The sequence below is a fragment of the Denitrovibrio acetiphilus DSM 12809 genome, from assembly GCF_000025725.1.
In the GTDB taxonomy this organism is placed as follows: Bacteria; Chrysiogenota; Deferribacteres; order Deferribacterales; family Geovibrionaceae; genus Denitrovibrio; species Denitrovibrio acetiphilus.
This window is the reverse complement of the sequence record NC_013943.1, coordinates 2,648,971-2,664,599: the sequence shown is the minus strand read 5'-3', so window position 1 is coordinate 2,664,599 and position 15,629 is coordinate 2,648,971. Positions and strand designations below refer to the sequence as shown.

Below are 15,629 nucleotides of genomic sequence, written 5' to 3'. Positions count from 1 at the left end.
TAACACCTTCCTGATTATTATTTCTCCCTGATAAACTCTTTGAGGTCATCAATGGTGATAACTTCATAACCGTGGATGTCGGCATATATGTCTATATCTTTTCGTTTCATCATAGTCCCGTCAGGGTTGGTGAGTTCGCAAAGAACGCCGCACGGTTTTAAACCGGCAAGTTTCATCAGGTCTACCGAAGCCTCTGTGTGCCCGTCTCTTTCCAGCACTCCGCCAGGTCTTGCCACAAGAGGGAAAACGTGCCCCGGGCTTGCCAGGCTGTTTTCATTTGCATTGTCGGCGATAGCGGCTTTGATGGTTGTAACCCTGTCGGCAGCGGAGACACCTGTTGTAACGCCTTCTGCTGCTTCTATTGTGACTGTAAAAGCAGTGCCGAACTGGCTGTTATTCTCTTTGACCATCATGTCTAGTCCAAGTCTTTGTCTGTGCTCATCGGTGATGCAGAGGCATACGATACCGCTACAGTCTCTTATAAGTGCAGCCATTTGTGCGTTAGTGATTGTTTCAGCAGAAAAGATAAGGTCTCCCTCATTTTCCCTGTCTTCATTGTCTACGACAATAACACCTTCGCCTCTTTTGATTGCTTCAATAGCGGATAGAATAGATTCTTTTTTGGATAATTTAAGCTGATTCATGTTTAAACTCCTTCATGAATCAGGGCGTTAGAATAACCGATTATTTAAGATTGGTTAATCCTCTTTCGTCCGGACTGTGACCGTCGGCTCCGGGATCTAACCGGATCTGCTGACCCTGGCTTGCAGGCGCTCGCGGGCTCTCTGTCTTAACAGAATACCGCCGGTGGGGAGTTGCACCCCGCCCTGAGAATTACATATTAAATATAAGGAAAACTTAGATATTATGCAAGAATAAATCAATAGTTAATTTTTTAACTATTTGCGCACGAATTAAAAGGCGGCTCTATGTTGTGGAATTCTCTGATATTTTTGGAGCCGCCTGCTTTATGAATCTGCGCAGCAGACAGAACACCACGCTTTTAAGCGTGGATGAATGCTTCTCTCAGCATAGCTGAGACATCTCTCTAGAGAGATGTAGGAAAAATCATGCGTTAAGCATGAGCGAAGCATAGAACCCCGGGTTTACCTGGGGGAATCTATATTAAATTTTAAACATTTCTGTCATTGCCATCTGCTCATCAGCTTGTTTTTGCAGATCTGCCACGGTTATAGAAACTTCTCCGATTGCAGCAGAGCTTTGTTCAAGTCCGCTTGAGATAACGTGTGCATTGTCGTTTATGTTTGCTATGGCGGCGGACTGTTCGGAGATAGCAGTCGTTATCTGGTTACTGGCGGTGCTTATCTCTTCCACTGCGCTGACAATCATTGCAAAAATGTTATCGGTCTCATGGAGTTTTTCTGCGCCATCTTGTACAATTTTTTTAGCAGCAGCAACACCTTGATTAGTTTTTGTTGTTTCAGTAACAAAGGTTGAAATTATAGTTTCTATGTCATGAATAGAAGTTTGAGTCCTCTCGGCTAATTTGCGGACTTCGTCAGCAACAACAGCGAATCCCCTTCCGTGTTCCCCAGCTCTTGCAGCTTCAATGGCAGCATTAAGAGCGAGAAGGTTTGTCTGATCTGCGATGTCGTTTATGACAAGCAGTATGTTCCCTATCTCCTGAGAGGATCTTGCAAGTGTTTCCACAGTGCCACCGAGTTCTTCTACATTTGTTCTGATGGCAGACATAGCATCGTTTGTTTCCAGAATGTATTTCTGTCCGGTTGAAGTCAGGTCTTTACCAGTGTTGGATTTATCCTGAACTCCGTTAACAGCTTCGAGTATCTGGGATGAAGACACACTGAGTTCTTCCACTGCTGATGCGACCATGCTGACTTGACTTGCCTGATCAGAAAAAGTTGTGGACAGCTCTTCTGTGGTGGATGCAAGCTCTGTGCTGCCTGACGCTACAGAGTCGGATGACCTTATGATCATATCTAATATGGATTTCAATTTAAGCCTCATAGAGTCCAGAGAGTGCATAAATTGCCCGATTTCATCTTTTCTGTCAGTGTCAACATCGCAGGTAAAATCACCATCAGCCATAGTATTGGCAAGTTCTACAGCTTTGCTCATCGGTGCTGTTATGGATCTGGATATCATTAGTGCAGTCATAAGCCCAGCTATAATTGCAGTGATTGATATTATCACAATCATTATTTCTGCCATCCTTAAGGTGGAGTTTAGAGATAGCTTCTCCTGTTTGATAATATCCGCTGCTACTTTTTGAGCATTCTGAGCTGTGGTTCCGAGTATGACTTCCACCTCTTTTAATTTCATATTGCCATCGTGCATATCCTTAAAACCCTCGCTGTAACGCTTAAGTTTTTCCATTACTTCCTGGCTTCCTGCATCCTCAGCATCGGCATAAGCCTTTCTGAAGTATTCCTGAGTAATCTGATACGCTTCCTCGCTGGGTGAATATAGGTATTTTGAAGCGTGAATGCGCATAGTAAGAAAGTTAAAAGTAAAAGATGCAGTTGTTATATCCCCCGCAACATCAGACATTTCGTTACCATATTTGGTTAGAATCTTGTAAAGTTCCGCCTCTTTGTTTATCTGGTCAGAATACAGAGCAAATGCTTTCTGGTATTCCTTAACAGACGTTATAAGAGAATTGATTGATTCTGCATCCTGCTCTGAAGTATATTCGTCTGCTGAAGCGTCGGCTAAACTCAGTATCTGCTTGAAGCCTTCATCAACCAAAGTACTGTAGCTCATATCCTGAGTATAATTAAAGTTGATACGGTTAACTCTGGCATCATTAATATGTTCAACAATGCTGGCGAACATGTCTCTCTTTTCTACTAGTGAAGATACTTTTTCCATTCTCTGAAAGCTTATCGCCGATATGGCAATCATAAGCAACAGAACTACCGTGAAGCCAAGATAAAGTTTGTTCGATATTTTTAGATTCTTTAACATTTTACACCCCATTTGAGATCCCACAATATTCTCAACATATGCAATTTATACTGCTGGTTAATATGTCACACAATAAAAACTGGGATCTATATGTAAAAATACATGTAAATATCTAATTATAAATAGTTAGAAACACCGAAACGCTTCTGAAATTACAATAAAATTGAAGAGCTGTTTTATTTCTTTTGTTATTAAAGTTTTGGTTACATGTTAACAAAGGTTGCGTTGCGTGGTTAAGATGAGGGATAAAAAAGGGGGACAAAAGCCCCCCTTACTATAATATAATTATATCTGTTCTAATGCTTGTTCGAGATCTGCAATTAGGTCTGAAACGTCTTCAATCCCAACAGAAAGTCGGACGTAATCATCTGTTACCCCAGCAGATATGCGTTCTTCTGTGGTGAGTTGCTGATGTGTGGTGCTCGCAGGGTGGATGACAAGGGAGCGTGCATCACCGACATTGGCAAGATGCGAGAATACTTTTACGCTTTCGATAAATTTTTTGCCTGATTCCAGCCCGCCTTTAATGCCGAATCCGATGATTGCACCATAGCCGTGCTTAAGGATTTCTGATGCTTTTTTGTGATCCGGATGGTCACTCAGACCCGCATAGTTCACCCAGCTGACTTTTGGGTGTTTTGCGAGGAATTCAGCCACAGTCAGAGAGTTTTCACAGTGCTTTTTTATCCTGAGCGGAAGTGTCTCCAGCCCCAAGAGAATCTGGTTGGCACTGTAAGGGGACAGACATGACCCGAGATCGCGCAGAAGCTGAACTCTGGCTTTTAGTATGTAAGAAGCTCCTCTGAGGACTGCTTTATCGTGGTTGCCGAATGCATCCCAGTAGCTCAGTCCGTGATATGAAGGATCCGGTTCTGTGATCTCAGGATACCTTCCGTTTGCCCAGTTGAAGTCCCCTTTTTCGATAACTGCCCCGCCTATGGATGTTCCGTTACCGGATATGAATTTGGTCAGGGAGTAAACAACTATGTCGGCTCCGTGGTCAAATGGTTTGAATATATAAGGGGTTATAGTGTTGTCTACTATTAAGGGAATTCCGGCTTCGTGTGCCAGGTCAGAGATGCCTCTGATGTCAGCCAGCCTACCTGCCGGGTTTCCGATGGATTCGGTGTAGAAGGCTCTTGTATTTTCGTCAGCAGCTTTTATGAAACTTTCGGGATCAGTTCCATCAACAAACCGGACCTCTATGCCCAGTCTGCCGAGAGTATATTTGAAAAGATTGTATGTCCCGCCATAGATTGATGATGATGCTACGATGTTCTGCCCTGCAGCTGTTATGTTCAGCACAGAGAATGTTATGGCTGCCTGACCGGAGCTGAGGGACAGAGCCCCTGTTCCGCCTTCTAGGTCTGCCAGACGTTTTTCAAGTACATCATTTGTCGGGTTCATGATCCGGGAGTATATGTTTCCGAACTCTTTGAGTCCGAAAAGGTTTGCTGCATGTTCGCTGGATTTGAACACATAGCTTGTTGTTTGATAGATTGGTACTGCTCTTGATCCTGTTTCTCCGGGTTCGTATCCTCCGTGCAGGAGTCTGCTTTCGATATGCTCCATTGGTATTTCCTCCGAAATAATAAATTAATAAATGAGTTAAATGCTCCGACGTTGTGTGCCGGCAAAAGTTGTTATTATGGTATTGTAGTGTTTGAGTAAAAATATATTGCAGCTAGAAGCTGCGCATAAGGGTATTGTGAGACATGAGAGACATTGAGTTCAGGCTGTTGGTTGAAATGATGTCAGTAATATTTTTCATTTTTTGTGTGCCTTGTGAGAGAAGATAGCAGTCTTCAAAATTATAGCAAGCTTTTTTTTCTTATTTTTTTAAAAAAAGAGAATCAGCATTTTTTGAATAACAGCTTCGAAATTAATCCTTGCAGTGATGCGAAAAGTTCGGTAAGGCTTAGATAAACTTGTCCATGAAAATGTCATCTTGGAATAAAAAACCCCAATCTTGTTATCAAAATTGAGGTTTTTCTTATTTTTCTTTAAACTCTCAATTAGCCTGCTAAGGGGCAGAGACAGGTGACAGTCTAATATTTAATATTATTCGAAAAGGTACCTGAATTCGCCATAGCCCTCTTTCTCAAGGTCTTCTGCAGGGATAAATCTTAGTGCAGCAGAATTTATGCAATACCGCAACCCGCCCCTGTCTTTTGGACCGTCTTCAAACACGTGACCAAGGTGAGAGTCCCCGTAGGCACTTCGGACTTCTGTCCGGACAGAAAACCAGCTTTTGTCAGTATGTTCGCTGATAAACTGTGGCACTATCGGCTTAACAAAGCTCGGCCATCCGGTTCCGGATTTATATTTGTCGGTGGATGAGAAGAGCGGTTCGCCTGAAACTATATCAACATATATTCCTGCTCGTTTTTCGTCCCAGTATTCGTTATTAAATGCTCTTTCTGTTCCGTCTTTCTGCGTAACTTCATACTGAAGTTTTGTGAGCTGGCTTTTAAGCTTCTCCTTATCTGGTTTTACATAATCTTCCCATCTCGAAAGGTCGGCTTGCGGGACGTTTCCAGCAGCTTTTATCTTATCTTTCCATGTTTTGCTGATAAAGTCGGCTCTGCCGGAACCTTTTTTATAGCTGTCATATCTTTCAGGGTTCTTCTTATAAAAGTCCTGATGATAGTCTTCCGCTTCATAAAATGTCGCTGCTTTCAGTATCGCTGTTGCAACCGGAACGTTAAATTTACCTGATTCATCAAGGTTTTTTCTGGATTGTTCAGCGGCGGCCTTCTGCTTGTCATCGGCATAAAAGATTGCTGTCTTATACTGTGTGCCTCTGTCTGCGAACTGACCGCCCTTGTCTGTGGGGTCGATGTTTACCCAGAAGATATCAAGCAGTCTTTCATAGCTGACCTTTTCAGGGTTATAAATTATCCTTATCGCTTCATAGTGTCCTGTTTTACCTGTGGACACCATTTCATATGTCGGGTTCGGGACATCACCGCCGGTATATCCGGCTGAAACATCTGATACACCGTTAATAAGTGAATATGGAGGTTCCATACACCAAAAACAACCTCCGGCGAAGATTGCTTCTTTCATTTTAGTTTCTGCCATCGCTGCCCCCATTGTTATCAAAAATAGAGCAAATATCAAAATAAGCTTTATGCTTTTCATAGTTTTCTCCTGTTTCATAGAAAATATACCTTTCTCACATAAATTAAAGTAGTAATAACTATTACATTTGAAAAGTTGACTGTTTTTGTCGGTTACTTATAATAGTCTCTGAGGTGTAAGATGAAAGATTATGCATTCCGGATGGACTTCAGCGTACGTGACTATGAGCTGGATATGGAAGGGGTTGTAAATAACTCAGTATATATGAATTACCTGGAACACGCCCGCCACAGATTTCTTCTCTCTATGGGAATAGATTTTGCCGGTTACGCCGAAAAGGGCATCTTTCTTATTGTAGCAAAGGCTGTGCTGGAGTATAAAACCTCTCTCCGCAGCGGTGATGACTTCTGGATAGGGATAAATCTTATCCCTCATTCAAAAGTCCGTATGATATTCCAACAGGATATCTATCGTTATCCTGACAACAAGCTTGTGCTTAAAGGGGAAATCACAGGTACAGGGATTTCGGAATCAGGAAGACCAAAGCTGCCGGATGAAATATTAGAAAAACTGGGAGCACTTTAATGTTGAATTTTATTATTGATGAATCGAAATGTACAAAATGCGGGCTATGCGCCGTTGACTGCCCGACTAAGATTATAGACATAACAAACGGCATACCCTTCATACAGCAGAAGAATGAAGGCAAATGTATGGGGTGCCAGCACTGTCTGGCTGTCTGCCCCGTTGCGGCATTGTCTATCTTGGGCGTAGACCCTGATGCCTGCGTTGATGTCAGATTTGCAGCAGCTCCGGATGCTATGGATGCCCTGATACGCAGCAGGCGCTCTGTGCGTCAGTTTAAAAAAGTTAATATTTCAGCTGAAAAGATGGAACAGCTTATCAAAGCCGCAGCAAATGCACCCACAGGTAAAAACAACAGAGGTGTTGCTCTGCACATAATAGATAATATTGAAGATATGGATATATTCAGAGAGGAAGTGATCTCGCATCTGGAAAAGCTCGATAAAGAAGGCAGGCTGACAGGGCAATATCAGGTTTTCAGCACTTTTGCGAAAGCGTTCAGAAAGGGGAACGACATAATATTCAGAGGCGGTCCGAATCTTGTGGTTGCATCTGTGCCTAAGGAGAGCCCCACACCGAGTGCTGATGGAATAATCGCTCTCAGCTATATGGAGCTTATGGCTGCTACTCTTGGTCTCGGAGCAGTATGGCTGGGGTTCTTAATGCATATATTTGCACTGGCACCGGAGCTTAAAGGGCTTCTGAGTATTCCTGCTGACCACGACGTATCATATGTACTGTTGCTTGGTGAGCCGTCAGTTAAATACAGCAGAGGAGTTATGAGAGACGAAATCTCTGTTAACAGAGTAAGTTTTAGGCACTAGAAATAATATAATTTTTTTGTGAGTTGTTAAAATTTTATTGCGAATGCGAAAAAACAATGATATTTTTGCGTTGAAGGTAGTAATTTCCTATGATCTGCTACAGGAGCGGGTTTAAGGTTTTATTACAAGTTTTGGCAAGGTCCATTGGACAGGATATCGATGTTCGTCCCAATTTGTTTTCGCCAGGATAAACAGTCGATAGGAGTGTTTTATGGCGAAAATTTGAGGATAGTATCAGTTATTATGAACATCTATGTTGGAAATCTCTCTTACAAAGCTATGGAAGATGAAATCCGTGATATGTTTCAGTCTTTCGGCGATGTAGCCTCTGTGAGAATCATCACAGATCACGAAACAGGCCGCTCCAAAGGATTCGGCTTTGTTGAAATGGAAGACGATGAGCAGGCTAAAGCCGCAATCGAAGAACTTAACGGTGTAGAGATGCTGGGCAGACCGCTCACTGTCAACGAAGCAAGACCGAGAGCTCCCAGAGCTCCGAGAGGTAACTTCGGTAACGACCGTTACTAAGAAGCTCAACCATTTTCTGAACAAACGGCCGGAGGTTTATATCTCCGGCTTTTTTCTATAACCTCCACATGTAAAAACAAAATAAACTTGATATGCCACAGCAGGTGCATCATTATTGTATTATCACTCTGGAGGAATCATGAGCGTATACATAAAAGCGGGGGGACTCTCCACTTTTTGCAGGTGTCCGGATAATCTTATTAACAAGATCAGAGAAGCTATCAAGGCTATGGATGCTGACCTGTCCTGCGTGGATGCGGTTTATCTCGGACTTATGAATCCGGAAGCATTCACCGGTGTCGGCAACATTGCATCCTATGTTACAGACAAGGTCGGGCTTTCGGGTGTTCCATCTGTGCGTATTGAAACTGCATCCAGCACTGGTGCGGCAGTTTTGAATCTTGCTTATGCCGCCGTTAAGGCTGGTCTTTATAAGAATGTTCTCGTTATCGCTGCCGAAAAGATGACTCATCTTTCAACCCCTAAAGTGACAAAGATAATTTCCGAAGTGATAGAGCCTTCCGAAAGGCGGACAGGAGCCAGTATGCCGTCACTTGCTGCTATGTGTGCAAGAAGGTTTGCCTATGAGCAGGGGCTGAGCGATAAAAAGTTTTCAGACATACTCGGTGCTGTTGCTGTAAAAGCCCATCATTACGGAGTGTTGAACGACAAAGCACAGTTCCGTAATGAGATAACCAGAGATGATTACCTTGCCAGCAGATTTATAGCAGAACCGCTGAGGCTGTATGACTGTTCGCCTATAAGTGACGGAGCGGCAGCCCTTATTGTTTCTAGCGACAAAAGCGATGTCGTGATCGCCGGAGTCGGGCAGGGGACAGACAAGCAGGCACTCACCAAGCGAACTTCAATCACAAGCTTTCTCTCAACCAGAAAGGCGGCGATATCTGCCTATAATATGGCTGGATTCGGTCCGGAAAATGTAGATTTTGCAGAGATACATGACGCTTTTACCCCATTTGAGGTGGTGGGGCTTATTGATACGTTTCTGCTCAGACCGGAAGATGTAATAAAATTCTATCAGGGTAAAGAGGGATATCATGACGGCAGACTTCCGGTTAATATATCCGGAGGACTTAAATCGAGAGGGCATCCTGTGGGTGCTTCTGGGTTGGCACAGATTGTTGAATGTTATAAGGTAATGACCGGACGATACCCGAAGGAGATAACTCCTGAAAAAACTGATGTCGCACTGACCCAGAGCATAGGCGGACTTGCCACTAATAACTTCGTAACGATCCTGAAGAAAACAGGGGCTAAGGTAACCCCCCTCGCAAGACCAATGGTCTATGCTGCGCCCGACGTTAAAAGCGATACGGATAAAAGATACAGGATATATTCAGCTACAAGGCTCCACACGCCTCCGGAGGGGTTTGATGCACCGCTGGATCTTGTTGTGCTCCAGAGGAAGGGGCGTCTGATACTGGCACGCTCCACAGCGGAAGAACTGCCTAAGATAGGTTCGCTCATGCAGATAGACGAAAAGGTTGAAGGGAATCTTCTGGTGAAAGAGGACGGTTTTTTACGTTTTCTTGGATTCTAGGCTTCTTTCGCAAGCTCTCTTTCTATGGCTGTTCTAAGTTTTTCAGGGTCTTTGGAAGATGCAAACCGCTCCACCCTTGTGCCGTCTCTGCTGATCAGAAACTTTGTAAAATTCCATTTTATAGGTTTCGTGCCCATAGTACCCGGCGCCATAGTTTTAAGCGCACGGAAAAACGGGTGCTGATTTGCTCCGTTAACATCAATTTTCTGGAAAACAGGGAATGTTATAGTGTAGTTACAGCTAAGAAATTCGTGAATCTCCTCTTCTGTACCCGGTTCCTGTGCGCCGAACTGGTTACATGGAAATGCTAGCACAACAAACCCCTGATCTTTATACATCCGGTAGATTTCTTCCAGCCCTTCATATTGCGGGGTGAATCCGCATTTGCTTGCGGTATTAACAGCCAGAACAACTTTCCCGCTGTATTCATCCAGATTTTTCATCTCGCCTGTAACAAGTGGTATTTCAAAATTCAGTAGTGACATAGCAGGCTCCTTCTACTGTTATAATTGCTTTTAAATGCTGCTAAATCAACCGGAATTATTTCAGCATTGCTTTTGCAGGTACACCGACAGCGGTGACGTTGTCATCTATGTCGTACGCCACAAAGGCGCTTCCGCCCACCATGACATTCTGTCCTATGGTGATGTTGTCGCGAACTGCTGCACCTACCCCTATCCATGTATGATCCCGGATAGTTACTTCACCGCCGAGGTTTGCCCCTGGTGCGATGTGGCAGAAGTCCCCTATGCGGCAGTCGTGATCAACGGTGGCGCCAGTGTTGATGATTGAGAAATCGCCGATATAAGAGTCTGCATTTACAACTGTTCCCCCCATTATGACTGTACCGGTGCCCACCTCTGCACTCGGGCTGAAAACACATGAAGGGTGTATCAGTGAAACTACGTTGAATCCCCGCTCTAAGACATATTCAGCCCGTTTCTGACGGACGCTGTTTGCGCTCACTGCGACTATCACATTGTTTGTCTGTTTTTTTAATGATTCGATCTCTTCTGTAGTGCAGAGCACTTCTTTGTTCAGTATTATTGTGCCTGCCGGTTTGCCGGAACCTGTGAAGCCTATCACCTCGTATCCACACGCTTCAGCCAGTTCTTTGACAACTTTTGCATGACCGCCTGTTCCCAGTATGATAATTTTATCTGCCATAATAGTTACCTGATATGAAATTTAATAGAAATACCGCATTGCCACCATGTCGGATCTTTCAAAACCGTGCTTTTTATAAAACTTCTGTGCAAGCAGATTGTTCCCGTCGGTTAGCAGTGTGATACGTCTGCACCCTTCTTCCTTTGCGGTGTTTTTTGCAGCCTCCAGAATCTTAGCCCCTGTCCCTGTTCCTCTCTGTTCGGGCAGCACGACCATGTCTTCGAGCACAGCTACTTTGCCTCCGGTGAATGTACTGATAGTGAACAGCAGATTTACCATTCCTATTATGCGTCCGTCCGCCTCTGCTTTAAGTATGCACCCCGCCGAGGGGTTTTCGATTATATTCCTCAGCCCTTCAGCCTGCTTTTTAAAGTCAGGTTTAAACTCTTCTTCCTGTGTGAAGAGTATTGTTAGCAGACCGCAAAGCTCAGGAATATCATTTGTGGTTGCTTTGGATATTTTCAATAGTCTTTCCTATGCTGTTATAGTTATCATATTTGATTTTGTAAGTGTTACTGTTTCGTTTTTTCTGTTGCCGGAGTCCAGGTTCCATATCGTCGCCTGTTCTGTATATTCTTCTGCACCTGTCAGGCAGTCGATAGGGGCAATAACGCTGTACCCTGTATATGCGGCTGCTGTTGCAGTATGCAGGACTGTTGCGTTGTCTGATGCTCCTGCGATAATTATATTTTTGATATTATTTTTACTGAGTATATCCTGAAGCTCGTTAAAAATATTATCACTGCTGTTTTTGGCAGACGTGAGAGCTTTTTGTTCTGAGTACGAAGGTATAACTGTATAAATTACAGTCATGCCCGCTTCTTCTGCTTTGTTTTTCAGATGGTTGATAGATGCTGTTTTCCCGTTGTTTTTAGACCTGCGGTTTCTTTCAGGTCTTTGCTCTTCTATATCAATTATGAGCATAGCTGTTTCAGATGCAGAAATATTTACTTCGAAAAGCTTTGGTGCCGATGGGGATATGGAACTGCTCCACTCTTCAATAATGTTTCCTGCGTAGGATGTAAAGGAAGTGGCGGCTGCAAGCAGGAATGACAGAATCGTTTTTTTCATTCAGACCTCCGGAAAAAAAGGAAGTATTTCTCTAAGGATACTACTATATTGAAAAAGATGCATTTATAAAGTTCAGGTGACAGGAGTTGAGCCACAATTCTTAACATTTGGAAAGTTTGAGTGAAAATTGTTCAGCAATGCTTTACTGGAGAGGTTTTGTGTATGAGTGAGCTGTGAATAGCGGGATTGATTCTGTCAGATATTTGTGTTAATACTGATTGTTAAGATAAGCTTAAGACATGGGGCTGTTTTTATACATTTTATTGATGGATGAATACCCCCCCCGAAGTTATTAGGAGGAGTTAATGAGAAAACTTATTATGCTGTTTGTGCTTGCGCTTACGATGGCGTTGACGGCACAGGTTCAGGCGAAGACGCTTCGTCTTGCAATGGACGCAGATCCAGTTTCCCTTGACCCGCATGTGCAGCTTTCCGGCGGTATGCTTCAGTATTCCCACCTTGTGTTTGACCCCCTTGTTAGATGGACAAAAGATATGACATTTGAGCCGAGACTCGCTACCAAATGGGAGCGGATCAGCCCCACTGTTATCAGGTTTCATCTGCGCAAAGGAGTCAAGTTCCACAGCGGAAACGATTTTACAGCTAAGGATGTAGTCTGGACAATTGCAAGGCTTAAGAAAAGCTCTGACTTTAAAGGTCTTTTCGAGCCATTTGTAGGTGGAAAAGTAATTGACGACTATACCGTAGATATCATAACAAAAGAGCCGTATCCGCTGCTTCTGAATATGGCAACATATGTTTTCCCTATGGACAGTGAGTTCTATACAGGAACAGATGAAAAAGGTATGGACAAAGGCGCTATCGTTAAAACTGACCATTCATTTGCAAACCTGAACGAATCAGGAACAGGTAAATATTATGTAAAAGAGCGTGAGCAAGGTGTTAAGGTTGTGTTTCAGAAGTTTGACCAATATTGGGAAAACAAAGGAAATGTTGACACTATAGTGCTTACACCTATTAAAAATGATGCAACAAGAGTTGCAGCGATGCTCTCCGGTGACGTGGATTTCATAATGCCGGTTCCTCCACAGGATTACCCTCGCATTGAAAGCACAAAGGGGCTTCAGCTGGCAACAATGAGCGGAAGCCGTGTTATTACATTTCAGATTAACCAGAAGCGTGTTGAAGCTTTCAGAAACAAAAAAGTTCGCCAGGCAATGGTATACGCTGTTAATAATGAAGGCATCGCTCAGAAGATCATGAAAGGGAAGGCAACAGCAGCAGGGCAGCAGGCGCCTGAAGGCTATCTCGGCTATGTTGAGAGTCTGGAGCCAAGGTATGACCTCAAAAAAGCCCAGCAGCTTATGAAAGAAGCAGGCTATGAAAAAGGCTTTGAAGTTTCTATGATAGCTCCGAACAACAGATATGTTAATGATGAGAAAGTTGCAGAGGCTGTCGCTTCTATGCTTGGTAAAATAGGAATCAAAGTCAACCTGAAAACTATGCCGAAAGCTCAGTTCTGGGATCAGTTCGACGCACAGGTTGCTGACATTCAGATGATCGGATGGCACCCGGATACAGAAGATTCTGCTAACTATACTGAGATTCTTCTGATGTGTCCGAACAAAGAAACAGGCTACGGACAGTACAACAGCGGTAACTACTGTAACCCTGAAGTCGACAAGCTGGTCATCGCTGCTCAGTCTGAAACAGACGTTAAAAAACGTGCTGCCATACTTCAGCAGGTTGAAAAAATGCTTTATGAGGATGCCGCTTTTATCCCTCTTCACTGGCAGCACCTTAGCTGGGCAGGACTTGAAGGGATGAATATCCTTGATATTGTGAACGTAATGAATTTCCCTTACTTCGGTGACCTTATAATGAAGTAACGGAACATAGTAAACTGTAATTATCGGCGGGAGTCAGCTTTTGGGTTGGTTCCCGCTTTATTGTCTCTATAAAGGACTTTTTAGTTCAAATTATTCAGGTAGGTAAAAATAATATGATAGCTTTTATCATAAGAAGGTTTATTCAGGCTGTGTTTGTCATCGCAGTGATAAGCGTTATAGCCTTTGCCATCAAGCAGAATGTGGGGGACCCTATACGCGACATCACCGGCATTTCAGTGTCCGCTGCGGAGAGGGAGGCGATGCGTGATAAGCTCGGACTGAACGATCCTCTGCTGACACAATATATCCGCTTTGCCAAGGATGCTCTTCACGGTGATCTGGGAAACTCATTCTTTTACAAAAGACCGGCTGTTGACGTGATTCTTTCCAAAGCTCCGGCAACCATAGAGCTTGTTTTTGTTTCCGCTCTTATAATCGTAGGGCTTTCTATACCTTTAGGTGTTTATTCTGCGATATATCCCAAAAGGTTTTTTTCAAGGTTTCTCATGGGGAGCAGTATTGTTGGTGTTTCAATCCCTGTTTTCCTCACTGCTATTATGATGATATATTTATTTTCAATCAAGCTCGGCTGGTTTCCTTCCTATGGGCGTGGTGAGCTTGTCAGTCTCGGAGGGTGGGACACAGGGATGCTTACTGTTGACGGCTGGATGCACCTTATTATGCCCAGCGTTGCGCTCTCTTCAATAATGCTTCCTCTTTTCATAAGGCTTATACGTTCTGAGATGATGGAAGTTCTGGAATCTGAATACGTAAAATACGCATGGGCAAAAGGTCTTACGAGAAGACGTATATGGTTTGTTCATGCTTTTAAAAATACACTTCTGCCTGTTATCACTGTGGGTGGTGTGCAGCTTGGTATCACTATAGCCTTCACCATTCTGACGGAGACTGTCTTTCAGTGGCAGGGGCTTGGTTTCCTTTTTATGGAGGCTGTGGAGCGTGCTGATGCGTCACTGCTGGTGGCATATTTAATGTTTGTCGGGATAGTGATGGTTGTTGTTAATACAATCGTTGACATCATTTATGGAGTTGTGAATCCGACTATAAGAATAACAGGTGCGAAATGAAAAATAAGTTTAATACTTTTAAACAGTCATACCTGTGGTACAGCTTTAAGCGTGACAAGGTGGCAATTTTCAGCATGGTGATTGTCCTTTTTCTTGTTTTATCCGCAGTGTTTGCCCCTCTGATTGCTCCTTTTAACCCTTATGATCCTCTTAATATTGACATCATGAACTCTGAGCTTCCCCCGTTCTGGATGAGCGGCAGTGATCCGTCATTCATCCTCGGAACAGACGATCAGGGGCGTGATCTGCTCTCCACGATGATATACGGGATGCGCATATCTCTGCTCATCGGTGTGGGTGCTGTTGTGCTTCAGTCTATAGTGGGGATTGCTATAGGGCTTATCTCCGGATATTTCGGCGGTAAACTCGATAGCTTTTTCATGCGTATGGCTGATGTACAGCTTTCGTTTTCCTACCTGATGGTCGCAATATTTTTCACGGCGATACTTCAGGCTGCTGTTGGTGTCGGTCGCTTCGGAGAGATCGCTGTTCCTTTTCTGATACTGGTGATAGGGTTTGCCCAGTGGCCTCAGTATGCCAGAACTGTCCGGGCGTCGGTACTTGCGGAGAAGAAGAAAGAATATGTTGAAGCCGCTCGTGTGGCGGGTTTTGGTGCAGGGCGTATTATGTGGGGGCATATTTTCCCAAATACTCTTTCGCCTATTCTTGTTCTTTCCACAATACAGGTCGCAAATGCTGTGATGAGTGAGGCTGCTCTCTCCTTTCTGGGGCTAGGTATGCCTATTTCGCGCCCATCGCTCGGTTCTCTTATAAATTCAGGTTTCGAATATATCTTCAGCGGTTCATGGTGGATAACAGCTTTCCCCGGGATACTGCTGGTTATTTTAATACTTGCGATAAATCTTTTGGGTGACTTCCTGCGGGATGTTCTTAACCCGAAATTGTATAAAGGTTAGGTCTT

Annotated in this window: 15 protein-coding genes and 1 riboswitch; of the genes, 7 read left to right on the top strand and 8 right to left on the bottom strand. The window is 43.7% G+C overall.

Annotated elements, in window-relative coordinates:
- Positions 1–17: 17 nt before the first annotated feature.
- The 4 genes from ribB to msrA all read right to left on the bottom strand — a co-directional run bounded on the left by ribB (position 18) and on the right by msrA (position 6,093).
- Positions 18–644, bottom strand: coding sequence for a 3,4-dihydroxy-2-butanone-4-phosphate synthase (ribB, locus tag DACET_RS12705; RefSeq protein WP_013011781.1), 627 nt, complete (start codon positions 642–644; stop codon positions 18–20).
- 53 nt (positions 645–697) lie between these two features.
- Positions 698–839: riboswitch (FMN riboswitch) on the bottom strand.
- Positions 840–1,125: 286 nt separating this feature from the next.
- Entirely contained in the window at positions 1,126–2,949 is a 1,824-nt protein-coding gene (locus tag DACET_RS15735; protein ID WP_052293532.1) for a HAMP domain-containing methyl-accepting chemotaxis protein, read from the bottom strand.
- 285 nt (positions 2,950–3,234) lie between these two features.
- Complete coding sequence (locus DACET_RS12695) at positions 3,235–4,521, bottom strand: O-acetylhomoserine aminocarboxypropyltransferase/cysteine synthase family protein (RefSeq protein ID WP_013011779.1); 1,287 nt, start codon at positions 4,519–4,521, stop codon at positions 3,235–3,237.
- A gap of 489 nt (positions 4,522–5,010) precedes the next feature.
- Positions 5,011–6,093 carry a peptide-methionine (S)-S-oxide reductase MsrA gene (gene msrA, locus DACET_RS12690; RefSeq protein ID WP_013011778.1) on the bottom strand — a complete coding sequence of 361 codons (1,083 nt, stop codon included), beginning with the start codon at positions 6,091–6,093 and terminating at the stop codon, positions 5,011–5,013.
- 120 nt (positions 6,094–6,213) lie between these two features.
- Between msrA and DACET_RS12685 the strand changes: the two genes are divergently transcribed.
- From DACET_RS12685 to DACET_RS12670, 4 genes are all read left to right on the top strand, one after another.
- The gene (locus DACET_RS12685; protein WP_013011777.1) at positions 6,214–6,618 is read left to right on the top strand and encodes an acyl-CoA thioesterase; all 405 of its coding nucleotides are present in this window, start codon (positions 6,214–6,216) and stop codon (positions 6,616–6,618) included.
- Positions 6,618–7,442, top strand: a complete 825-nt coding sequence (locus DACET_RS12680; protein WP_013011776.1) for a nitroreductase family protein — start codon at positions 6,618–6,620, stop codon at positions 7,440–7,442. The genes DACET_RS12685 and DACET_RS12680 overlap by 1 nt, the downstream gene beginning before the upstream one ends.
- A 243-nt stretch (positions 7,443–7,685) precedes the next feature.
- Positions 7,686–7,970, top strand: coding sequence for an RNA-binding regulator (rbp, locus tag DACET_RS12675; protein WP_013011775.1), 285 nt, complete (start codon positions 7,686–7,688; stop codon positions 7,968–7,970).
- 139 nt (positions 7,971–8,109) lie between these two features.
- Positions 8,110–9,531 (top strand): thiolase C-terminal domain-containing protein, encoded by a 1,422-nt coding sequence (locus tag DACET_RS12670; protein WP_013011774.1) that lies wholly within the window; start codon positions 8,110–8,112, stop codon positions 9,529–9,531.
- Here DACET_RS12670 and DACET_RS12665 read toward each other — a convergent pair.
- Genes DACET_RS12665 through DACET_RS12650 form a run of 4 tightly spaced genes read right to left on the bottom strand, consistent with a single transcriptional unit; the run spans position 9,528 to position 11,769 of the window.
- The gene (locus tag DACET_RS12665; protein ID WP_013011773.1) at positions 9,528–10,016 is read right to left on the bottom strand and encodes a glutathione peroxidase; all 489 of its coding nucleotides are present in this window, start codon (positions 10,014–10,016) and stop codon (positions 9,528–9,530) included. The two genes, DACET_RS12670 and DACET_RS12665, sit on opposite strands and share 4 nt — an antisense overlap.
- Before the next feature lie 55 nt (positions 10,017–10,071).
- Positions 10,072–10,698: an acetyltransferase gene (locus DACET_RS12660; RefSeq protein ID WP_013011772.1), complete on the bottom strand. Its 627-nt coding sequence runs from the start codon at positions 10,696–10,698 to the stop codon at positions 10,072–10,074.
- Positions 10,699–10,719: 21 nt separating this feature from the next.
- Positions 10,720–11,163, bottom strand: a complete 444-nt coding sequence (locus DACET_RS12655; RefSeq protein ID WP_013011771.1) for a GNAT family N-acetyltransferase — start codon at positions 11,161–11,163, stop codon at positions 10,720–10,722.
- 9 nt (positions 11,164–11,172) lie between these two features.
- A complete protein-coding gene (locus DACET_RS12650) occupies positions 11,173–11,769 on the bottom strand; it encodes an isochorismatase family protein (protein ID WP_013011770.1) in 597 nt (198 codons plus the stop codon).
- Between the two features lie 305 nt (positions 11,770–12,074).
- On the opposite strand from DACET_RS12650, the gene DACET_RS12645 reads away from it, so the two are divergent.
- The 3 genes from DACET_RS12645 (at position 12,075) to DACET_RS12635 (ending at position 15,624) form a co-directional block, all read left to right on the top strand.
- A complete protein-coding gene (locus tag DACET_RS12645) occupies positions 12,075–13,619 on the top strand; it encodes an ABC transporter substrate-binding protein (RefSeq protein WP_013011769.1) in 1,545 nt (514 codons plus the stop codon).
- Positions 13,620–13,732: 113 nt separating this feature from the next.
- Positions 13,733–14,707, top strand: coding sequence for an ABC transporter permease (locus tag DACET_RS12640; protein WP_013011768.1), 975 nt, complete (start codon positions 13,733–13,735; stop codon positions 14,705–14,707).
- Positions 14,704–15,624: an ABC transporter permease gene (locus tag DACET_RS12635; RefSeq protein WP_013011767.1), complete on the top strand. Its 921-nt coding sequence runs from the start codon at positions 14,704–14,706 to the stop codon at positions 15,622–15,624. Before DACET_RS12640 ends, DACET_RS12635 begins: the two co-directional genes overlap by 4 nt.
- The last annotated feature ends 5 nt before the right edge of the window (positions 15,625–15,629 follow it).